21 protein-coding genes and 1 tRNA gene are annotated in these 18908 nt (G+C 73.5%); 9 read left to right on the forward strand and 13 right to left on the reverse strand.

All coding sequences use genetic code 11. The annotated features are described in order from the left end of the window. Positions 1 to 74: 74 nt before the first annotated feature. Both ABT345_RS07280 and ABT345_RS07285 read right to left on the reverse strand, forming a co-directional pair. Entirely contained in the window at positions 75 to 803 is a 729-nt protein-coding gene (locus ABT345_RS07280) for a hypothetical protein (RefSeq protein WP_345090215.1), read from the reverse strand. Then, on the reverse strand, positions 793 to 1314 hold the full coding sequence (locus tag ABT345_RS07285; RefSeq protein ID WP_345090218.1) for a SigE family RNA polymerase sigma factor: 522 nt from the start codon (positions 1312 to 1314) through the stop codon (positions 793 to 795). The genes ABT345_RS07280 and ABT345_RS07285 overlap by 11 nt, the downstream gene beginning before the upstream one ends. A 103-nt stretch (positions 1315 to 1417) precedes the next feature. On the opposite strand from ABT345_RS07285, the gene ABT345_RS07290 reads away from it, so the two are divergent. Further along, entirely contained in the window at positions 1418 to 2113 is a 696-nt protein-coding gene (locus ABT345_RS07290; RefSeq protein ID WP_345090221.1) for a tyrosine-type recombinase/integrase, read from the forward strand. A 314-nt stretch (positions 2114 to 2427) separates the two neighbouring features. Here the strand turns inward: ABT345_RS07290 and ABT345_RS07295 are convergent. Continuing rightward, positions 2428 to 2500, reverse strand: a tRNA-Arg gene (locus ABT345_RS07295). A gap of 363 nt (positions 2501 to 2863) precedes the next feature. Here ABT345_RS07295 and ABT345_RS07300 point away from each other — a divergent pair. Both ABT345_RS07300 and ppk2 read left to right on the forward strand, forming a co-directional pair. Next, positions 2864 to 3571, forward strand: a complete 708-nt coding sequence (locus ABT345_RS07300; protein ID WP_345090224.1) for a class I SAM-dependent methyltransferase — start codon at positions 2864 to 2866, stop codon at positions 3569 to 3571. 119 nt (positions 3572 to 3690) lie between these two features. Continuing rightward, positions 3691 to 4551 (forward strand): polyphosphate kinase 2, encoded by an 861-nt coding sequence (gene ppk2, locus ABT345_RS07305; RefSeq protein ID WP_345090227.1) that lies wholly within the window; start codon positions 3691 to 3693, stop codon positions 4549 to 4551. Between the two features lie 27 nt (positions 4552 to 4578). Here the strand turns inward: ppk2 and ABT345_RS07310 are convergent, their stop codons facing one another. The 5 genes from ABT345_RS07310 to ABT345_RS07330 all read right to left on the reverse strand — a co-directional run bounded on the left by ABT345_RS07310 (position 4579) and on the right by ABT345_RS07330 (position 8689). Then, positions 4579 to 5817, reverse strand: coding sequence for a cytochrome P450 (locus tag ABT345_RS07310; RefSeq protein WP_345090230.1), 1239 nt, complete (start codon positions 5815 to 5817; stop codon positions 4579 to 4581). Between the two features lie 105 nt (positions 5818 to 5922). Beyond that, on the reverse strand, positions 5923 to 7317 hold the full coding sequence (locus ABT345_RS07315; RefSeq protein ID WP_345090233.1) for an NAD(P)/FAD-dependent oxidoreductase: 1395 nt from the start codon (positions 7315 to 7317) through the stop codon (positions 5923 to 5925). Continuing rightward, positions 7307 to 7543 carry a ferredoxin gene (locus ABT345_RS07320; RefSeq protein ID WP_345090235.1) on the reverse strand — a complete coding sequence of 79 codons (237 nt, stop codon included), beginning with the start codon at positions 7541 to 7543 and terminating at the stop codon, positions 7307 to 7309. The genes ABT345_RS07315 and ABT345_RS07320 overlap by 11 nt, the downstream gene beginning before the upstream one ends. Before the next feature lie 577 nt (positions 7544 to 8120). Next, positions 8121 to 8528: a DUF4190 domain-containing protein gene (locus ABT345_RS07325; RefSeq protein ID WP_345090238.1), complete on the reverse strand. Its 408-nt coding sequence runs from the start codon at positions 8526 to 8528 to the stop codon at positions 8121 to 8123. Then, positions 8525 to 8689 (reverse strand): hypothetical protein, encoded by a 165-nt coding sequence (locus tag ABT345_RS07330; protein WP_345090241.1) that lies wholly within the window; start codon positions 8687 to 8689, stop codon positions 8525 to 8527. The genes ABT345_RS07325 and ABT345_RS07330 overlap by 4 nt, the downstream gene beginning before the upstream one ends. Before the next feature lie 102 nt (positions 8690 to 8791). On the opposite strand from ABT345_RS07330, the gene ABT345_RS07335 reads away from it, so the two are divergent. After that, positions 8792 to 9439, forward strand: coding sequence for a TetR family transcriptional regulator (locus ABT345_RS07335; RefSeq protein WP_345090243.1), 648 nt, complete (start codon positions 8792 to 8794; stop codon positions 9437 to 9439). A gap of 113 nt (positions 9440 to 9552) precedes the next feature. Here the strand turns inward: ABT345_RS07335 and ABT345_RS07340 are convergent, their stop codons facing one another. From ABT345_RS07340 to ABT345_RS07350, 3 genes are all read right to left on the reverse strand, one after another. Next, positions 9553 to 10860, reverse strand: a complete 1308-nt coding sequence (locus ABT345_RS07340; protein ID WP_345090246.1) for a M6 family metalloprotease domain-containing protein — start codon at positions 10858 to 10860, stop codon at positions 9553 to 9555. A 42-nt stretch (positions 10861 to 10902) separates the two neighbouring features. Then, entirely contained in the window at positions 10903 to 11778 is an 876-nt protein-coding gene (locus ABT345_RS07345; protein ID WP_345090249.1) for a rhomboid-like protein, read from the reverse strand. Positions 11779 to 11885: 107 nt separating this feature from the next. Then, entirely contained in the window at positions 11886 to 12392 is a 507-nt protein-coding gene (locus ABT345_RS07350; protein ID WP_345090252.1) for a MarR family winged helix-turn-helix transcriptional regulator, read from the reverse strand. Positions 12393 to 12572: 180 nt separating this feature from the next. On the opposite strand from ABT345_RS07350, the gene ABT345_RS07355 reads away from it, so the two are divergent. Then, entirely contained in the window at positions 12573 to 13355 is a 783-nt protein-coding gene (locus ABT345_RS07355) for a dioxygenase family protein (protein WP_345090255.1), read from the forward strand. A 78-nt stretch (positions 13356 to 13433) separates the two neighbouring features. Here the strand turns inward: ABT345_RS07355 and ABT345_RS07360 are convergent, their stop codons facing one another. Further along, positions 13434 to 14483 carry a questin oxidase family protein gene (locus ABT345_RS07360; protein WP_345090258.1) on the reverse strand — a complete coding sequence of 350 codons (1050 nt, stop codon included), beginning with the start codon at positions 14481 to 14483 and terminating at the stop codon, positions 13434 to 13436. 191 nt (positions 14484 to 14674) lie between these two features. Between ABT345_RS07360 and ABT345_RS07365 the strand changes: the two genes are divergently transcribed. Beyond that, entirely contained in the window at positions 14675 to 15151 is a 477-nt protein-coding gene (locus ABT345_RS07365) for a cupin domain-containing protein (RefSeq protein WP_345090261.1), read from the forward strand. A 240-nt stretch (positions 15152 to 15391) separates the two neighbouring features. Then, positions 15392 to 15865, forward strand: coding sequence for a pyridoxamine 5'-phosphate oxidase family protein (locus ABT345_RS07370; RefSeq protein WP_345090264.1), 474 nt, complete (start codon positions 15392 to 15394; stop codon positions 15863 to 15865). Between the two features lie 217 nt (positions 15866 to 16082). Here the strand turns inward: ABT345_RS07370 and ABT345_RS07375 are convergent, their stop codons facing one another. Continuing rightward, the gene (locus ABT345_RS07375; RefSeq protein WP_345090267.1) at positions 16083 to 16634 is read right to left on the reverse strand and encodes a hypothetical protein; all 552 of its coding nucleotides are present in this window, start codon (positions 16632 to 16634) and stop codon (positions 16083 to 16085) included. 677 nt (positions 16635 to 17311) lie between these two features. On the opposite strand from ABT345_RS07375, the gene ABT345_RS07380 reads away from it, so the two are divergent. Then, positions 17312 to 18313, forward strand: coding sequence for a sigma-70 family RNA polymerase sigma factor (locus ABT345_RS07380; protein WP_345090270.1), 1002 nt, complete (start codon positions 17312 to 17314; stop codon positions 18311 to 18313). Positions 18314 to 18443: 130 nt separating this feature from the next. Further along, on the forward strand, positions 18444 to 18770 hold the full coding sequence (locus ABT345_RS07385; RefSeq protein WP_345090273.1) for a hypothetical protein: 327 nt from the start codon (positions 18444 to 18446) through the stop codon (positions 18768 to 18770). The last annotated feature ends 138 nt before the right edge of the window (positions 18771 to 18908 follow it).

Raw genomic sequence — 18908 nt, forward strand, 5'->3', positions numbered from 1 at the left:
GGATCTCTTCGGCTTCGCGGCTCTACGGAATCCCCGCGGAGTTATGTGCGGGGCGGATTGCCCGTCCCGCTGGTTCAGCGCCCGGCGTCGGGCCCGGCCGTGCCGGAGCCGCCGAGGTGCGCGGACCCGACGATGTCCTCGGCCGCGGCGCGCACACCGTCCGGCGCCTCGCGCAGACACACCGAGGCCCGCACCGGCACCGGCGCGCGGCCGTCACCGGGCGGGAGCGGGCGGCCTGCGTCCCACTGCTGCGTCGCCCCGACCGCCCGGCAGAGGCCGCCGAGCGCCTTGGACCTGCGCAGCCGGGGTGAGTCGGTGGCGTCCGGGACGTTCCCCGTGCGGAAGACGATCAGCGCATCGCCCCGCCCGAGGTCCACGGCGGGCGCGCACGGCACACCCTTCGGCCGGTCCTCGGCGCAGGTGGGCTCGCCCGCCCTCGGCCGCGTGGCGGCGAAACCGAGCGCCTCACCCGTCGCCGGGTCCGTCACGCTCCAGGAGGTCCACCCCGGCGCCAACCGCACGGCCAGACCCAACAGTCCGGGATAGCTCGCGGTCCGGTTCCCGTGCGACGCCGCGGGCGCCGGCGCGGCAGGCGGATCGGGCGCGACGGGCGGCCGTACGAGGGACGCCACCGTCGCCCCGCAGGCCACGGCCAGCGCCCCGGCACAGGCGGCCGCCCGCCGGCGCCGACGCCGTCGGATCCGCCACCGCACCTGCCCGAGCCGGTCACCGGGCGCGGGCAACTCCGGGACGGCCCGCTCCAGCAGCGCCCGCCACTCCCGCTCGTCCTTGCTACCGCTCACGGCCCGCACCCGCCCGCATCGCCGCTCCGGCCGCCCCCAACTCCGCCTGGAGCGTGCGGAGTGCCTTCGCCGCCTGGCTCTTGACCGTCCCCGGCCGGCACCCGAGCGTCGCGGCGGTCTGCTCGACGCTCAGATCCTCGAAGTACCGCAGCACGACGACGGCCCGCTGCCGCGGCGGCAGCCGCCGCACCACCGCCCCTAGCGTCATCTCCAGATCCACGTCCCCGAACGGATCCGACGCCGCAACCCGATCCGGCATCTCCCCGCACGGCACCTCCCCGCGCCACCGCCGCTGCCACCACGACGCATGCGTGTGCACCAGCGCCTTGCGGATGTACGCCTCCGGATGCCCCGCAGCGATCCGCCGCCACTTGGGCCACACCTTGGCGAGAACGGTCTGCAGAAGGTCCTCCGCCTGGTGCGCATCGCCCGTCAGCAACCACGCGATCCGCAACAGCCGCGGCCCACGAGCAGCCACGAACTCCTCGAACCCCGGCGCCGCACCCGTCACTCTCGCGTCCTTGCCATGGGTTTCCCGTCGATTCCCTACCTGTCACACAGGGGGAACGGGGTGGGACGCGGGCGGGGTTGCCTTGGCAGGGGGAAATCCTGGCTTGGGCGGTGGGGCACGCGGGGGGGGGGCGAGGCGGTCGGCCCTCACATCATCCGGCCGCACGACCCCCGTCGCGTACCGCGTCCTCATCCTGCTGCTTGCCTACACGGGCCTGCGCTGGGGCGAGGCGTCCGCGCTGAAGGTGGGCCGTGTCGACCTCGATGTGTGCCGCGTGCACGTCGTCGAGGCGTACGTCGAGGACAACGGCAAGCTCTACCTCGGCAGTCCGAAGAACCACGAACGCCGGTCCGTGCCGATCCCGCGGTTCCTCGTCGAGGAGTTGAGGCTCCACGTCGACGGACGAGGAGAGAGTGAGCTCCTGTTCACCGCACCGCAGGGCGGCCCGTTGCGGGCCCGTAACTTCCGGCAGCGGTTCTTCGCACCGGCGGTCACCAAGGCGGACCTCGGCCACCTCAAGCTCACCCCATACAAGCTGCGGCACACGGCGGCCTCGCTCGCCATCGCCGGCGGCGCGGACGTCAACGTCGTCCAGACGATGCTCGGCCACAAGTCCGCGACCCTGACGCTGGACACGTACGGCCACCTCTTCCCCGACCGCCTCGATGAGGTCTCGAAGAAGATGCACAAGCGCCGTGCCAAGCAACTGGCCAAGGCGAAGGCCAAGCTGGAGAAGGCAGAGCGGAAGGCGCGCGAGGCAGCCGGCGCGGTGGCCGCCCTGGAGGGCGTTGCAGTGTGATCGCTGCCTGATCCGTGCAGAGGTTCGCCGGGCACTGCCCGAAAGATGGGAGGGCGGCACCCGGCGCCAGGGCACGGCTCAGTCGTTGCCCGGAGCCCGGTTCATGTGCGGTCGCATAACGGCTCGGCCTCCATGAGGCTCTCCAGGCGGGCGACCAGGTTGTCGTGGCGGCGCGCTTGGCCAGTTCGTCCGTGGCGGGCATCGCGGTACAGCCCCCCCTTGGCGCACACCCCCATGTGTGCCAAATCCGTGCCGGAAGTCAGAGGCCCTGTCACCCCAAGGGGTGACAGGGCCTCTGACCTGCTACTTAAGCGTGCCCCCGGCAGGATTCGAACCTGCGACACCCGCTTTAGGAGAGCGGTGCTCTATCCCCTGAGCTACGGAGGCGGGGTCCTGCGTGGAACGCGGAGGAATGCTGGGAGATTCTTCCGGTTCCGGCAAGAAGGGGACCGCCGGCAGCGGCGGTCCCAGACAGGTTAGCGGATGGGGGTGGGTGGTGGGGCTGTGGTGGGTGTCCGGGCGGGCATCCCCGGTAGTGTCCGGCCCCGCTTCGTCCCCCATGCCGCCGTGGCCCCACCTCGTCCCCATGCCGCCGTGGCCCCGCCTCGTCCCCCATCCCGGGTCCGGCACCGCGGCAGCCACCTGCCCCGGAGAGCCATTGAGGGGCAATCGGCGGCAAATCTGTGCGCCAGGCCTCACGCACGGGAACAGGTCCGGCGTCCGGTATCCGGTACGCAGCGGGAGGCTCCCATGGTTCAGCAATATGACGCGGTGGCGGTGCGGGACGCGGAGGTCGAGCGGGTGGTGGGGCCCTACCGGGAGCGGGTCGAGATGCCCTGGCTGTTGCGGGCGCTGGGGGCGGTGGAGGGGGCGAGTGTGCTGGATGTGGGGTGTGGGGCGGGGGTGTATGCGCGGTGGTTGAAGCGGCGGGGGGCGGGCCGGGTCGTGGGGGTGGACGTGTCCGCGGGGATGGTCGCCGAGGCGCGGCGGGCGGAGGAGCGGGAGCCGCTGGGGGTGCGGTACGAGGTGCACGACCTGACGACCCTGCCGGTGCTGGGGGAGTTCTCGGTGGCGGTCGCGGCGGCGGTGCTCCACTACGCCGACAGCCGGCGCACCCTGGCGCGGATGTGCGAGCGGATCTGCGCCAACCTCGCGCCCTCGGGCCGGTTGTTCGCGCTGGTGGGCAATCCGGGGCTGCCCGTGGGCGTTCCGCAGGCGAACGGGTTCGTCGTGCACCGCCCCGTGGACCCCCGGGACGGGGACCGGTACACGATCTCCGTGCCCACCGTTCCCCCGACCACGTTGCGCGTGCACCACTGGGCCTGCGGAACGCTGGAGGAGACCCTGCTCGCCTCGGGGTTCGCCCGTGTGGTCTGGGAGCCGCCGCAGGGGACGGTCGACGGGGACGGCGGCGAGCCGGTGAATCTGCTGCTACGGGCGGAGAAGGGGGAGGGGTAGCCGTGGGCGGCGAACGGCAGGCGGGGTCCGGTCTGCGGCCGCCGCCGGACGTGCGGACGGCTGCCCCGTTCGGCCCGTACCGCTGACCTCGCCGCCGTGTTCCCCCGTACCGTCGGGGTATGGCGGACGCAAAGGGCGACAAGGGGGATAAGGGGGGCGAGGAGGGCAAGCGGAAGGGCGGCGGCCGCCGGAGGCTGTCGAAGGCGCGGTACGAGCGGGAGCTGTACCGGCTGCAGACGGAGTTGGTGAAGCTCCAGGAGTGGGGGCGCGGGACGGGCGCCCGGATCGTCGTCGTCTTCGAGGGACGGGACGCGGCCGGCAAGGGCTCCACCATCAAGCGCGTCACCGAATACCTCAACCCCCGCGTGGCGCGGATCGTGGCGCTGCCCCGGCCCACCGAACGCGAGCGCACCCAGTGGTACTTCCAGCGCTACACGGAACACCTCCCGGCCGCCGGGGAGATCGTCCTCTTCGACCGCAGCTGGTACAACCGGGCCGGCGTCGAGCGGGTCATGGGGTTCTGCACACCCGCCGAGCACCAGAGGTTCCTGCGGCAGTGCCCGATCTTCGAGCGGATGCTGGTCGAGGACGGGATCCTGCTGCGCAAGTACTGGTTCTCGGTCAGCGACGAGGTACAGGAACAGCGCTTCCGGCGCCGCCTCGAAGACCCCGTACGCCGCTGGAAACTCTCCGCCGTGGACCTCCAGTCGCTGACCCGCTGGGAGGAGTATTCGCAGGCCAAGGACGAGATGTTCGTGCACACCGACATCGCGGAGGCGCCCTGGTACGTCGTCGAGAGCGACGACAAGCGCCGGGCCCGCCTGAACATGATCGCCCATCTGCTGTCGACGGTGCCGTACACCGAGGTCACCCCGCCGGTGCTCGACCTGCCGCCGCGCCCGCCCGCCACGGGCTACCGCCGCCCGCCGCGCGAACTGCAGAACTACGTTCCCGACCACGCCGCCGACCTGGAGGCGTGAGGGCGCGGCGGGCCGCGCCCCGGCCGGTCAGTCGGTCAGCCCCTCGATCACCACCGGCAGGTGCCGCGGCCCGCGGAGGACCGCGTTGCGGCGGTAGGGCGGGGGGTCCTCGGCCAGGTGGGGGCCGGTGAGGCGGCGGGTGAGTTCGGTGAGGGCGATCTGGGTCTCCAGGCGGGCCAGGGGCGCGCCGAAGCAGGTGTGGATGCCGCTGCCGAAGCTCAGATGCTGGTTGTCGGGGCGTTCGGGGAGGAAGCGGTCGGGGTCGGGGAAGCGGCGGGGGTCGCGGTTGCCGGAGGCGAGGAGCAGCCAGAGGGAGGCGCCCTTGGGGATGGTGGTCCCGGCGATGTCGATGTCCGCCAACGTGGTGCGCTGCGGGAGGAGTTGGACGGGCGGGTCGAAGCGCAGCAGTTCCTCGACGAACGGCGCCGCGAGGTCGGGCTCGTCGCGGAGGCGGTGGCGGAGACCGGGGTGGCGCAGGAGGGTGAGCATGCCGTTGGTGATGAGGTTGACCGTGGTCTCGTGGCCGGCGATCAGGAGGAGGGCCGCGGTGCTGACCATCTCCATCGGCGACATCCGGCCCGCCGGCCCGTGGTCGGCGGCGAGCGCGGAGAGCATGTCGTCCCGGGGCGCCTGGCGGCGCTCCTTGATCAGTCCGTCGAGGTAGGCGGCGAGGTCGGCGCGGGCCCGCCGGACGGTCTGCAGCTGCGCCTCGCGCTCCTCGGGGGTGCCCTGGACGGGGTCGAGCCCGGCGGCGAGGGTGTCGGCCCAGACGTGGAAGCGGGGCTCGTCCTCGCGCGGGACGCCGAGCAGCCGGCAGATCACCGTGACGGGGAAGGGGTAGGCGAAGCTGTCGACGAGATCGAGGTGGTCCCGACCCCGGAAGCCGTCGATCAGGTCGGTGACGATGCCGGCCAGTTCGCCGCGCATGTCGGAGATGCGGCGGGGGCTGTGCGGCGGGCCGAACGGCCGCATCGCCAGGTCGCGCAGCCGGTCGTGGTCGGGCGGGTCGAGGCGCAGGAACGTCGGCGGCAGGTTCGGGTCCTCCTCCTGCCCCAGGAACGCGGCGGCCTCCGGATTCAGGTTGCGGACGTCGGAGCTGACCCGCGGGTCGTGCAGCAGCTCCTGGATCTCCCAGTACGTGCTGACCAGATAGGGGCCGGCCTCGTCCCGGAGCACCGGGGTCTTCCGTAGCTCCGCGTAGAGGGGGTAGGGGTCGGCGCGGTGGGCGGGGTCGAGGATCTGACGCAGGGGTGAGGCCGACGTCATGGCGGTTCCTTCCGGGCTTCGGGCGGGCGGACCGGGGAGGTGTCGTCCCGGTCCTCGGGGCGGAGGCGGCACGGGCGGGCCGCCTTCCCAGGGGCGCGCGCCGGGTCATGCGCGCCGTGGGGTGAACGTGAGGCGCCGGTCGGCGGGGGAGTGGCCGCTGAGGGTGACGGTGGGGCCGTGGGAGGGCAGCGAGGGATCGGGGAAACCGGCCGGCACCGGGTGGAGCCCCTCGGGCCGTCGGTCGACGGTGGGGAACTCCGGCGGGAACGGCGCCGCCCGCTCGATCTGCCGCTCGTAGAACTCCAGCCATTTCCCCTGGTCGAAGGTGGTGGCCGCGATGACGCGGCCCTGGTGCCCGTAGACCGCGGTGAAGCGGTGGTCGGCGAGCGAGCCCTGGGTGACGAGGAGTTGGTCGGCCATGGGCGGGACGCCGACGGACTTGATGTTGACGCCGAACTGCGCGGACCAGAACGACGGCATCCACAGGTGCGGACGCCGGTCCGCACTGGCACTGATCATGTTGTGCGCCGCCGTCTCGGCCTGCGCGACCGCGTTGCCCCAGTGCTCCAGGGAGAGGAACTGGTAGCCGAACAGCGGATGCGGCGAGCGGGCCACGTCCCCGGCGACGAAGACGTCGTCCGTGACGATGCCCCGCACGTCGAAGGCGCGGCAGCCGGCGTCGCAGGCGATACCGCGCGGACCCGCGCCGAGACCGGAGCCCGCCAGCCATTCGGTGTTCCGGGTCGCGCCCAGGCAGACGACCACCACCTCCGCCTCGACGGCCGTCCCGTCCGAGAAATGGGCCCGCCGCACCCGTCCGGCGGGGTCCCCCTCCAGGCCGGTGACCTGCACCCCGCACCGCAGATCGACGCCGTGCGCACGCTGCAGCTCCGCGGCCACCTCGCCGATCACCCCGCCCAGCGCGCCCACCAGCGGGGCCGGCCCGCGCTCCGCGACCGTGACGGGCAGCCCCCGCCCGCGGCACGCCGAGGCGATCTCGGAACCGGTGAACCCGGCGCCGATGACCAGCACCCGGCGCGGACCGGCCGACAACCGGTGGTGCAGCCGGGCCGCATGGTCCCGGGTCCGCAGCACGAACACGCCGTCCAGATCGGACTCCAGCTCGTTCGGCCAGGGGCGGGAACGGACGCCGGTGGCGATCAGCAGCCGGTCGTAGGCGACCGTGTCGCCGTCGGCGAGCGTCACCTGCTTGGCGGCCGGATCGAGACCGGTGGCCGCGGTGCCCAGCCGCCACCGGGCGTCGACGGCGCGCCGCCGCGGCAGCGCCGTGTGGTCGGGGGGTACGAGGCCGAGCAGCACCTGTTTGGACAACGGCGGCCGGTCGTACGGCTCGTGGGGCTCGTCGCCGATCATCGTGAGCGTGCCGCGGAAGCCCTCCGCACGGAGCGTCTCGGCGGCCCGCAGCCCCGCGAGCGAGGCACCGACGACGACGATGCGGCCCTCGCGGCGGAAGGCCTCCAGGCTGCCGTTAACCGACACGGGACCCGCCCTCCCGCCCGTCCGCCGGCGCCAGGCTCTCGTCCTCGACGGTGATGGCCTGGACGGGACAGGCGTGCGCGGCGCGGAGCACCTGCCGGCGCCGGTCGTCGGCGGGCTGCGGGTCGTACATCAGCGCCTCCACGCCGTGCAGGGTGAACACATCGGGCGCGAGGAAGGCGCACTGCGCGTACCCCTGGCACCGGTTGAGATCGACGACAAGCCTCATCGGGTCCTCGCTCCTTCGCGACGTGGTCGGGCGCCCCGCCGCTCCGCCCGCCGGCGCGCACCCCGGAAACAGCCCGCCCCGCACCAGCATCGGAGGCCGCCCGGGGCGGTGCACCCCGGCCGATGCGACGGGGTGACCCGGGCGCGGCGCCCGTCAGCCCGCGGCGGCGCCCTCGGCGGGTACGTCCCGCAGTGAGCGCAGCGGGGAGAGGACCACGAACAGCGCCGCCGACCGCATGCCCGGCGCGCAGATCCACGGGGTCGGCCGCAGTCCGGCGCCGGTGGCGAGCGCGCCGCCGAAGAGGGAGCCGAGCGGGATGACCCCGTAGGCCGTCCACCGGTGGACGGCGCCGACCCGGCTGAGCAGCGCGGGCGGGGTGACGAGTCGGCGGTGGGAGAGGGACGCGACCGGTAGGAGAGGGACGCGACGTCGAACAGGGTGCTGTTGGCGGCGAGGGCGGCCAGGCCGGCCGAGCAGAGCAGAGCAGCACGCCCCGGCCGGGCGTCGCGAGCGGCATCAGGAAGTACAGCGGGCCGGACAGCCGGACAGCCGGACAGCCGGACAGCCGGACAGCCGGTCAGCCGCCCAGGTGCCAGCTGACGGTGGCGTCGGCGGTGGTCAGAACGGCCAGGATGATCAGGTCGGCGGCGCCGAGGGCGAGGCCGAGAACGGCGCGGCCGCGGCGGCGGGTTCGGCGGGCCAGGGCGAGCGTGCCGAGAACGAGGGCGCACGGCCCCAGAACGACGTTGAACACCAGCGTGCCGAGCAGCCCGAGCACGAAGGACGCGACGGCCATGCCGTCGGCGGACGCCGTCTCCACCCGCTCCGCCCCCACGGCAACCGACTCGCCCCCGCCGGTGTTTGAAGAGTGTGACGCAGCATCGGACGCGGTGCCGGACACGGCCTCGGGTGAAGCGCCGGGCGCGGCGCCCTTCGGGCGGCCGATGAGCGGCTTGGCGAGGGAGGTGAGAGAGGTGAGGGTCATCGGGTCGCCCCCTCGGCGGGGTGGCGGCGTTCACGTACGGAGAAGACGAGCAGCCAGCCGGCGATGACGGCGGCGGCGAGGAGAGTGACGGAGAACGGGAGGTGTGCCGCGGCGCCCAGCAGGATCCCCATCATGAGGAGGGCTGCGACGAGAAAGAGCATCGTTCTGCCTTTCCGATTCGGAGGACAGTTGTTCACTCACTTCCTTCAGTGTAGGGCGTCGCCGGGTGGAGAAGTTGGGAGAACGCTTGTTTACTGGATGACGTGAGTCACACCGTAGGGGTCCGCCAGGCCCGGAAGCAGAAAACCCGTCAGGCACTGCTCGACGCCGCCCTCGGGCTGCTGGAGGAGCAGAGTCTGAGCAGTCTGGGGCTGCGGGAGGTGACGCGGACGGTCGGCATCGCCCCGACCGCCTTCTACCGGCACTTCCGCGACCTGGGTGAACTGGGCGTCGCGCTCGTGGAGGAGGCGCTCGACAGCCTGCACGCCATGGTGCGGACGGTCCTGATCGAGCAGGCGGGGGTGGAGGCGCAGATCGAGAGTGCGGTGGCCGTGATCGACCGGCACGTCCGCGAGTACCCCGCCCACGTACGGTTCGTCGCGCGCGAACGCCACGGCGGGGTGCGGGCCGTACGGCAGGCCATCGCGGACCAGTTGGAGCGGTTCGGCGCCGAGGTGGCCGAGGCGCTCGCGACCCAGCCGACGGCGCAGGGGTGGGCCGAGCGCGATCTGCGGATGCTGGCCGACCTGTTCGTCGACCGGCTGGTGACGACCGCGGCGGCGATCCTCGACACGGAGGGCGCCGAGGACGCCGAGGCGGCACGGGCCCGAGTCGTCGAGGCGGCCCGCTGGCAGCTAAGGCTGATCGCCATCGGCCAGCAGCACTGGAGGGGCGAGGCGGGGGAGGGGTGAGGGGCGGGGTGGGGGAGGGGGAGGGCCCCCGGGGGGAAGGGGAGAGAGCAGCGGGCAGCAGCCCCCTCACCCCCGCCCACCCCAACCTCCGCCCGCCCCCATCCCAACCCCCCTCACCCCTCCGGCGGCGAAGGCAGCGAAGGCGGTCGTACGCGGATGCGGAACGTCCCGTCCGGGGCGGTTTCCAGCACGGTGAGGGCCGTGCCGCTGTCGCGGTCGGTGAAGGTGGTGCCGGGGCGGTAGGCGGCGTCGGAGAGTTCGGCGTCGACGTAGCGGTCGCCGGTGTGGCAGCCGCCGCTGCCCGGTGTCGCGTCCATGACCTGCAGCGGTCCGCCGCCGGAGCGGACCTCGGCCGAGACGCGGTAGACGAGGACGCCGGGGCGGCACAGTGCGGGATCGAGCGGCCCCCGGGTGCGCGCCTCGGCGACGAGTGCGGTGTGGGCGGAGGTCGGGATGACGGCGATCTTCGTGCCGCCCGGGGTGGCCAGTGGTGTCAGCGTGTGGTCGGCCACCGGGCTGCCCGGGGGCACGCAGTCGATCTGGTCGGCGGCGAGCCAGCCGAGCTTCCATTTGTGCCAGCCGAGGAAGTCGTTGCTCGGGCCCCAGTCCTCGTCCATCGGGTCCCAGTGCCCGACCGCCGACGGTGCCTCGCGTCCGTCGGTGAAGTAGAGGTCGGGCAGTCCGAAGGAGTGGGCGTTCTCGTGGTTGACCACGCGGAAGGCGCTCGGTCCCGGCTGTCTGCTCCAGAGGAACGACGCGTTGCGGAACGGCACCCCGTCGTCGGTCCGCAGTCCCATGTCGCCGCCGCTGAACGTCACCGACAGCACCGTGCGGGTCGCGGGCGGCCCCGCGTTGGGGGCGGCGATGACGTTGACGAGGTCGTAGTCGCGGAAGTCGACGGAGGAGTCGACGGCGCGGACGATCTCGCGCGCGAGGGCGTGGTAGCCGCTGTCCGAGCCCGCGTCGAAGGTGGCGCCGCGCTCTATGCCGTACTCGGCGAGCGGTTTCGTCATGTGCAGCCAGCGCAGCAGCGGCGTGGGGCGGTAGCGGAGGTGGCCGTAGGAGCTGCGGTGGAAGTAGTCGGACGCGGCGGGGAAGAACTCCGCGTACCGGGCGCGCGGGCTGATGGCGGCGCGGGCGTCCGGGAAGTCGATGAAGAGGGTGAGGGCGTTCACGGTGCCGCGGGCGCGGACGTAGCCCTCGGGGGTGGCGGTGGTCTCGCCGACGTCGTCGCTGACGCCGCGCAGGGCGCACGGACCGTGCCGGCCACCGGGCGGTGCGGGGCCGGTGGGTGTGTCGGGGTGCTGGGGGCCGGCCGCCCCCGGGGGTATGGAGAGCGGGGCGGTGGGCGCGCACAGGGCGACGGCCGCGGCCACGGCCGACGCGCCGGCGGCGAACGCCGCGGATATGCACCGCTTCATACGGCTCACCCTCCGGTGCCGGGCGGGTGTCCGCGCGCGGGGTTACGTCATCCGGCGGGCGTCGCGGATTCCGGGTTTACGGTGCGGCAGTGGAGTGGCGGTGCCCGGTCCGGCGGTGCGGAGGGCGTTGCTCCCGTCGGCGTTGCCGGGTGCGCCGGTGGCCGTCGGGCTGCCGGTGTCCGTCGTGGGGGCCGTGGCTCCGGGGCGTCCGGCCGTTCCGGAGGCGCCGCGGGTGAGCGGCCGGCAGGCGAAGCCGATTAGTGCGGCGGCGCAGTGGCCGACGTCGGTGAAGCCGCGGCCGGTCAGCAGCGGCGCACCGTAGAAGGCGAGGACGCCGAGCGCGTAGGCGTACCGCCAGGGGCCGGTGAGGCGGTAGGTGAGGACGGCCGCGACGCCTGCCAGGGCGTAACTGACGCCCACGTCCAGGGTGTTGACCGCCGAGCGCGGGGCGGCGCCCGTGTGGATCGCGACGGCCAGCACCCCTTCGCTCAGGTATGTCGCGCCGATGTGCGCGGTGCCGAGGACGGCGAGCCAGCGGCGGGTGCCGAGCCAGCGTTCGGCGGGGGCGTGGAGGAGGTTGTAGAGCACGAAGTAGAGCGGCCAGCCGCCGCCGTCCAGCCAGAGTGCGCTGGTCAGGAGCACTCGGCCGGGGGAGTGCAGCAGGTTGTGGATGTTGGTGGAGCGCTGCTGGAGGAAGTCCGTCAGGACGTCCGGGCTGAACCGGTGCATGATCACCGAGGTCACCAGCAGGATCCCCAGCCAGAGGAAGGTGCCCGGCGCCCGGCACAGGTGGGTCCGCAGCCGCCCGGCGAAGCCCCGCGGGGACGCGGCGGAGCCGGTGGGTGGCCGCCGGGTGCGGTGCCGCGTGCGCGTCGGGCGGGGTATTCGGCAGGCGGCGAGCTTGAACCTGGCGCGCATGGCGGACAAATTACCAAGAACCGGGCGTCAGGGCTCGGCGGCGGAGCGCCCCGGAGGGTGCTTCGCCGGGGCCGGTCGCCGCGCGGGTCGGTCGGGTCCGCCGTGTCTCAGCGGAGCCAGGGCAGGTCGGCGCCCTTCGGCTGCAGGCCGTCCGCCATGACCCGGCAGATCTCGGCGAGTTGGCCGACCTGCTCGGGGGAGAGGCGGTCGAAGAGCGCACCGCGCACCGCGGCGACGTGTCCGGGCGCCGCCTTCTCCAGTACGTGCATCCCCTCGTCGGTGAGGTGGGCGAGCTGGCCGCGCTTGTCCGACGGGCAGTTCTCCCGTCGCACCCAGCCGTTCTTCTCCAGGCGGGCGATGGCGTGCGAGAGGCGGGAGCGGGTGATCTTGGCGTTCTGGGCCAGTTCGGTCATCCGCATCCGGCGCCGGGGGGCGCGCGAGAGCTGGACGAGCAGGCCGTAGTAGACGTGCGGCATCCCGGCGTCACGCTGCAGCTGGCGATCGAGGTGATCCTCCAGCAGCGTGGTGGCGTGGAGGTAGGACTGCCAGGCGTATTGCTCCTCGTCGCTGAGCCAGCGCGGCTCGGCTGCGGGTTCGGTGCTCATGCCATCCATTCTCGCACCGTCCCGGTCGTTCTTGAAGATTGAACAACTGTGACGGAGGTGGGGTAGTCGGTGGGGTAGTCTCGAAGCATTCGCTTGAAAGTTCAAGTAGATGCCGGAAGGGCTTCCGGGATGTTCCTGTGGGCCCGCCCGGGTCCGTCCCGCACCCACGACGATCACCGGGGAGTCGCGATGTCCGAGAAGCCGATGCCGGCCCTCTACCTCAGCCACGGCGCGCCGCCGCTCGCCGACGACGCCGTCTGGCCCGGCCAACTGGCGGCGTGGTCCGCCGACCTGCCGCGCCCCACCGCCGTACTGATCGTCTCGGCCCACTGGGAGGAGGCCCCGCTCGCCCTCGGCGCCACGGTCACCACCCCTCTCGTCCACGACTTCTGGGGCTTCCCGGAGCACTACTACCGCGTCCGGTACGCGGCGCCCGGCGCGCCGGAGCTGGCCGACCGGATCCGCCGCACGCTGCGGACGGCGGGCACGCCGGTGCAGGACCTCCCGGACCGCGGGCTCGACCACGGCGCGTACGTCCCGCTCGTCGAGATGTTCCCGCAGGCCGATGTGCCGGTCCTGCAGATCTCGATGCCGACCCTCGACCCCCGCGCGCTCTTCGCCCTCGGCCGCAAGCTGGCGCCGCTGCGTGACGAGGGCGTGCTGATCATCGGCAGCGGCTTCTTCACCCACAACCTCGCCGCGCTGCGCCATCAGGGGCCGGGGGTGCCGTCCTGGTCGGCGGAGTTCGACGACTGGGGGCAGCGGGCCCTGGCCGGCGGCGACCTCGACGCGCTCTTCGACTTCGTGCACAAGGCCCCCGCCGGACAGTTGGCCCATCCGCGCACCGAACACTTCGCACCGCTCTTCGTCACCCTCGGCGCCGCGGACGCGCACGGGCAGGCCGGGGGCGGGCGGAGCGTGATCGACGGGTTCTGGATGGGGCTGGCGAAGCGGTCGCTGCAGTTCGGCTGAGACCGCCGCCGGTAGGGGCGCTCGGCGCGCCGAACGCGGACGCCCACACCCATCCGTTCTCAGGCGCATCACGGCAGGTCAGACGCCCGGCTCGATCAGCTCCAGGGAGCGGAGCGCGGCGGTCAGCGCACGGTCGTCGCCGTCCGGGGTCCAGGACGCCACATCCAGCGCGGTGTCGGTCATCTTGAGCGCGTGCGCATCGCCGTGCTCGGTGGCCCGCCGGAAGACCTCCTCCGGGGTGAGCGGTCCGGTGCGCAGCGGGGGCAGTGCGTCCGCCGTCCCGTAGACGGAGGTCAGCGCGGCGCTCGCGGCCCACGCCACGGCGAACGACGGCGCCCACAGGGAACGCGGCAGCGCGGGCAGCGTGCGCAGCACCGCGTTGGGCGCGGTCGCCGCGTGGACCAGCATGACCCCCTCGCCGTGCCCGTGATCGGCGTAGCGGTGGGTCGCCGCCTGTACGAGCGCGGTGAGCTGCGCCCGGGCGTCGTCGGGATCGCGCGGCGCCCGGACGGATTCGGCGGCCGCCTGCCAGCCCGGTGTGTCCGGCAGTTGGGCGAGGCCGCCGATCGCGCTCGTCCGCTGGTCGGCGACGCGCGGCAGGGCGTCCAGCGCGGCATCGGGGGCGGACGTCCCGCCCGGCGCCGGCGCCACCGGCAGCGTGGTGTGCCGGGCCGCCCAGTAGCCGAGGGCGTGGGCCAGTTCGGCGAGGCGTGGCTGGGTGGCGTCCTCGGCCAGCAGGGTGCGGACGATGTGGCCGACGCGGATGGCGGGATGGGTGGCGGCGCCCGCGATGCCGGGCAGCAGCCGGGGCCACCACTCGGCGAGCACCTCGCGCCAGGGGCGCTCGGCGACGGCGCGGGTGAAGTGGCCGGTCCAGTCGGTGACCCGCCGCGGATCCCCCAGGGCCTGCCGCCAGTTGGCGTCGGTGAGGGTCTCGCGGGCGCTCGGTACGTCCTCCAGCTGCGCGGAGTACGCATCGAGCCAGCGGTGGACGGTGCGCCCCTGCCCGTGGCGGGCCAGGGCCTCGACCGCCATGGGGCCGTGGTTGCTCAGATAGCCGTGGAACTCCGGTCCGGTGGAGTGCAGCCGCTCCAGGGCCTCGTCGAAGGTGCCGTGGTGTGCCGTCATGTCCGTGAGGCTAGGAGCACGGGCGCCGCCGGGTAACGGGCTGCGGACCTAGACCCCCGTGCCGTGCGACGGAGGTGGCATCGGCCGCCGGGACGGGGACGCGGGACGGAGGCGCGGGGACCGCCGGACCGGAGAGCGGCCGGCGGGCTGCGCGCCGGTGCGTTGTCAGTGGTGGCTGGCACCATGAAGTCATGGAGAAAAGCAGCGCAGTTGACGAGGTGGAGCGGTCGTCCGGCGCGGCGGAGGGGGCCGGGGAGCCGGGCGTCGGCGGCCCGTCGCGCGCGGCCGGGGCGACGGACCTGGCGACCGCCTTCGGGTCCTTCGAGGAGACGTGGTCGCCGCGGATCGCCGGCGTGGTCAACGACTACGACGTCAAGATAGCGAAGGTGGAGGGCGCCTACGTCTGGCATGCCCACCCCGACACCGACGAGTTCTTCCTGGTGCTCGCGGGTGAGCTGACCCTGGAGTTGGCGGACCGCGCGCCGGTGGTGCTCGGCCCGCAGCAGATGTTCACGGTCGAGCGCGGGCTGCGCCACCGGCCCGTGGCCGCGCCCGGCACCCGCATCCTCATGTTCGAGCGCCAGGGCACGGTCAATTCCGGCGACGCCGAGCTGACCGGCGACGCCGCGTGGGTCCGCGCCTCGCAGGGGGTGCCACTGGGTGAGTAGCGGGCCCGGGAGCGGCCCGCCGATGCGCCGAGTGGTCGGAAGCGTGGAGGAATCCGGACAGCAGATGTCCGGTTGGGGGGCGACCGTGGAGGCATGACAGGAAGCGCAGACGCAGACAGCGGGACGGGCGCGGGCGCGCCGGGCCCGGAGGTGCGGCTTTCCGGCGCCGAGGTTCCGAGCAGGGCGGCGCCGCCTTCAGGGACGCCGGGCGCACGGGCGGGGAGCGGGCCGGGGCCGGCCGTGCCGCGCGGTGTCGGCTGGGCGGTGGCCGAGGCGCGGGAGCCGGAGTTCGTCCGGGAGGTGCGGGAGCGGTTCGGGCGGTATCGGCACCATGTGCTGGGCACGCTCCGCGCGGACGGCTCCCCGCGGCTGACCGGCCTGGAGGCGGACTTCCGCTTCGGCGAGCTGTGGCTCGGCATGCTGACGGGCTCCCGCAAGGGCGCCGACCTGCGCACCGACCCCCGGTTCGCCCTGCACGCCAACCCGGGCCCCGGCACGGACCTGACGGACGGCGACGTCCGGGTCTCCGGCCGGGCTGTCGAGATGACCGACACGGAGGTGATCAGGCGCTACGCGGACGAGGTCCGGCCACCGGAGCCGTTCCTCCTCTTCCGGACCGAGGTGACGGAGATCGTCCGGGTCGCGGTGCGGGACGCCACGATGATCGTCCAGAGCTGGCGGCCGGATGAGGGGGTGCGGACGGTGCGGAGGTAGGGGGAGGGGCGGGGCCGGGGGGCGGGAGGCCGGGGGAGGGGACCCGGGCCACGCGGGCGCCCGACGTACGCCGACCTGCCCGCGCCCGGCCCGCCCGCGCCCGGACCCTCGCGATCGAGGTGCCCGGGCGTGGGCGGGCGCCGGGCCCGCGGTGCACGGTCGGCCATTCCGCACGGTCGGCCATTCCGCACGATCGGCCGTTCCGTGCGGCGTGCGGTCAATGCGCGCCGTGCGGGGTGCCGTGGCCGTGCCTGTGCTGTTTACGGGGCCGGTGCAGGCCGTGCGGCTCGCGGACGCGGTGGCCGCGGAAGATGTAGAGCGAGACGACGAACATCACCGCGCCCATCACCAGCCCCCAGGCCGACGACTTCAGTACGGACGGGCCGCTGAGGTTGTAGAGCCAGCCCATGCTGGAGCCGAACAGCGCGCCGTAGGCGAGCGCCCGGGTGTCGGTGATCATGGTGGACTGGAAGTGCACGAGCACCAGCCCCAGCGCACCGGTGACCACGGCGGCGATCAGCCCGAGCAGCGCGGCATGGCCGCCGCTGGAGCCGCCGGTGTGGTCGATCCAGATCGTGTAGCAGCCGAAGCCGAGCGCCGCGATGACGGGCCACACCACCTTGGCCGGCAGCCGGCGGCCGCCCCGGGGGTGCGCCGCGGCGGGCTCCGTGCCCGAGGCCGGGGCATCGGCGCTCGCGCCGTGCTCCCGTTCGACCGCGCCGTGTGTACCGGCGGCCCGCGCGCCGTGGCGCGGAGCAGGGTTCTCCATGACGGGCTCCTCTCGCTTGCCCCTCCTGTCCAGGCGACACCCGCGCCCCGCGCCCGTCAACTGGATCAGCGGGCCCCGGGAGCGGGCGCGATCCTGCCCGCACCCGGAGGACGACCTGCCGCATCCGGGCAGGTCGGGCCGGCCCTGCGGGGCGGTGCCGGGAATTCCGAGGGGGCATGGGCGGTTTCGGGAGGATTCGGCCGTCATGGGGGATTCGAGGCAACCCGGGGAGGGCCCGGGCCGTCTTCGAGACGGGGGAGCCGGGGCCACGGGTGCCGCTGAGGCTTCAGATGCCACCCAGGTCACAGGGGTCGTCGAGGCTGTGGAGTCGCTGCGCGGTCCGGCGGGCGCCGGATGCGTGGGCGGCACCGGGGACGCAAAGCCGCCATCGAGGTGACGGACGTCTCAGGCGACGGAACGGCCCCCGGGGTGCCGGAGTCGCGGGCAGTGCCGGGAACCCCGTCTGACCTGGGATTCTCCCGCTCCGGCAGCGGCCGGCCGCCGTAGGTGACCGCGCAGGGTACTGCATGATCAGAAAAATAGACGGGCAGCTTGGGAATTCTGTCCGGTTTCCAGCCGTTGTTTCCTTCGGACGGGGCAGTTCGGTCACCCCGGGCTTCCGCGTCCACCGTCCCGCGAACGACTCATCACCGACTCATCGCAAAGGGAGCTCACGCATGGCAACCCGTGCCGTCGCCCGTCGTCAGACCACCAGCAGCGGTGCTGACGGGGGCAGCAGTGTTCGCGCCGTAGGCGGGGAGATCGCCGACCGCGACCTGGTCGGCATGTACCTCGACGAAATCGCGCGCACGCCCCTGCTCGACGCCGCCAAGGAGGTCGAGCTGTCCCAGACCATCGAGGCGGGCGTGTATGCGCAGAAGATCCTCGACGAGGCCGTGACCGACGGCAATGCCGCCGGCGCGAGCCACGAAGAGCTGTCGGCGCTGGTCGCGGAGGGCGAGCGGGCCAAGGACGTCTTCATCCGCTCCAACCTCCGGCTGGTCGTCGCCGTCGCGCGGCGCTACCCGCGAGCCGGGCTGCCGCTGCTGGATCTGATCCAGGAGGGCAACGCCGGTCTGGTGCGCGCGGTGGAGAAGTTCGACTACGCCAAGGGCTTCAAGTTCTCCACGTATGCCACGTGGTGGATCCGCCAGGCCATCACCCGTTCCATCGCCGACCAGTCGCGCACGATCCGGCTGCCCGTGCACCTCGTCGAGGAGCTGGGCCGCATCCGCCGCGTCCAGCGGGAGTTCAACCGCGAGAACGGCCGCGACCCGGAGCCCGCCGAGGTCGCCGCGGAGCTGGGCTCCACGCCCGCCCGCGTCACCGACGTCCTCGACTGGGCCCGCGACCCGGTCAGCCTCAACATGTCGGTGGACGACGACGGCGACACCCAGTTCGGTGATCTGCTGGAGGACACCTCCGCCGCGTCGCCCGAGCAGTCCGTGCTCTCCCTGCTGCGCAGCGAGGAGCTGGAGGATCTGATCGACCGTCTCGACCAGCGCACCGCCTCGATCATCAAGGCGCGCTACGGCATAGAGGACGGCCGCGAGCGCACGCTGACCGAGGTCGGCAAGCAGCACGGCCTGACCCGCGAGCGGATCCGCCAGATCGAGAAGCACGCCCTGGTCGAACTGAAGCGCATGGCCCACGACACCGGCTTCGACGCGGCGGCCTGACCGGCCCGGCGCGCGCGTCCGGCCCCGCCAGGGGTGCGCGCGTGCCGTCCCGCCGGGCCCGAGGAATCGGGCCCGGCCGGCTTGTCCACAGGCGGCCACGGGCGCCGCGGCATCTTGTTACCGTCACGCGGTGATGAAGATCTTCGACGACGGCAACGGCGAGCTGCCGCCGCTCGATCCCGTCGACCCGGCAAGGGAATTCGCGGAGCGTGAGATACGCGGCTGGTCGCGCATGCTCCTGCCGTTCGCGATCCTTCTCCCCTGGACTTTCCTCTATCTGTCGTTCTCCGAGGGGACGCGCAAGGACCTGCCCTTCGCCGCCCTGGCGATCACTCACATCGGTCTGGGGCTTGCCCTCCAGGGGCGCCGCACCTCGCGCAGGGCACTCGTATGGGCGGGCGTCGGCTGCTACCCGCTCGCCCTCGGGGTGTGCGTGCTGCTCCAGCGCATACGGTAGGCCGCGTCCGTCCGTGCGGTCGGCGTCATCGCGGACGGTGAAGCGGCCGGCGCCCGCACGCATCTGCCACACGCGACGGCCGGCCCTCCCGAGGAGGACCGGCCGCCGGTTTCCGTGCATGTGCGGGGCGGGCGCGAG

The sequence above is a fragment of the Streptomyces sp. NPDC000404 genome, assembly GCF_040300365.1.
In the GTDB taxonomy this organism is placed as follows: domain Bacteria; phylum Actinomycetota; class Actinomycetes; order Streptomycetales; family Streptomycetaceae; genus Streptomyces; species Streptomyces ramulosus.

Excerpts from the sequence above, each read along its gene's own strand:
- ABT345_RS07300 (WP_345090224.1), top strand. The coding sequence starts at position 2,864 with ATGGTTCAGCAATATGACGCGGTGGCGGTGCGGGACGCGGAGGTCGAG.
- ppk2 (WP_345090227.1), top strand. The coding sequence starts at position 3,691 with ATGGCGGACGCAAAGGGCGACAAGGGGGATAAGGGGGGCGAGGAGGGC.
- ABT345_RS07310 (WP_345090230.1), bottom strand. The coding sequence starts at position 5,817 with ATGACGTCGGCCTCACCCCTGCGTCAGATCCTCGACCCCGCCCACCGC.
- ABT345_RS07320 (WP_345090235.1), bottom strand. The coding sequence starts at position 7,543 with ATGAGGCTTGTCGTCGATCTCAACCGGTGCCAGGGGTACGCGCAGTGC.
- ABT345_RS07325 (WP_345090238.1), bottom strand. The coding sequence starts at position 8,528 with ATGACCCTCACCTCTCTCACCTCCCTCGCCAAGCCGCTCATCGGCCGC.
- ABT345_RS07330 (WP_345090241.1), bottom strand. The coding sequence starts at position 8,689 with ATGCTCTTTCTCGTCGCAGCCCTCCTCATGATGGGGATCCTGCTGGGC.
- ABT345_RS07340 (WP_345090246.1), bottom strand. The coding sequence starts at position 10,860 with ATGAAGCGGTGCATATCCGCGGCGTTCGCCGCCGGCGCGTCGGCCGTG.
- ABT345_RS07345 (WP_345090249.1), bottom strand. The coding sequence starts at position 11,778 with ATGCGCGCCAGGTTCAAGCTCGCCGCCTGCCGAATACCCCGCCCGACG.
- ABT345_RS07350 (WP_345090252.1), bottom strand. The coding sequence starts at position 12,392 with ATGGATGGCATGAGCACCGAACCCGCAGCCGAGCCGCGCTGGCTCAGC.
- ABT345_RS07355 (WP_345090255.1), top strand. The coding sequence starts at position 12,573 with ATGTCCGAGAAGCCGATGCCGGCCCTCTACCTCAGCCACGGCGCGCCG.
- ABT345_RS07360 (WP_345090258.1), bottom strand. The coding sequence starts at position 14,483 with ATGACGGCACACCACGGCACCTTCGACGAGGCCCTGGAGCGGCTGCAC.
- ABT345_RS07365 (WP_345090261.1), top strand. The coding sequence starts at position 14,675 with ATGGAGAAAAGCAGCGCAGTTGACGAGGTGGAGCGGTCGTCCGGCGCG.
- ABT345_RS07375 (WP_345090267.1), bottom strand. The coding sequence starts at position 16,634 with ATGGAGAACCCTGCTCCGCGCCACGGCGCGCGGGCCGCCGGTACACAC.
- ABT345_RS07380 (WP_345090270.1), top strand. The coding sequence starts at position 17,312 with ATGGCAACCCGTGCCGTCGCCCGTCGTCAGACCACCAGCAGCGGTGCT.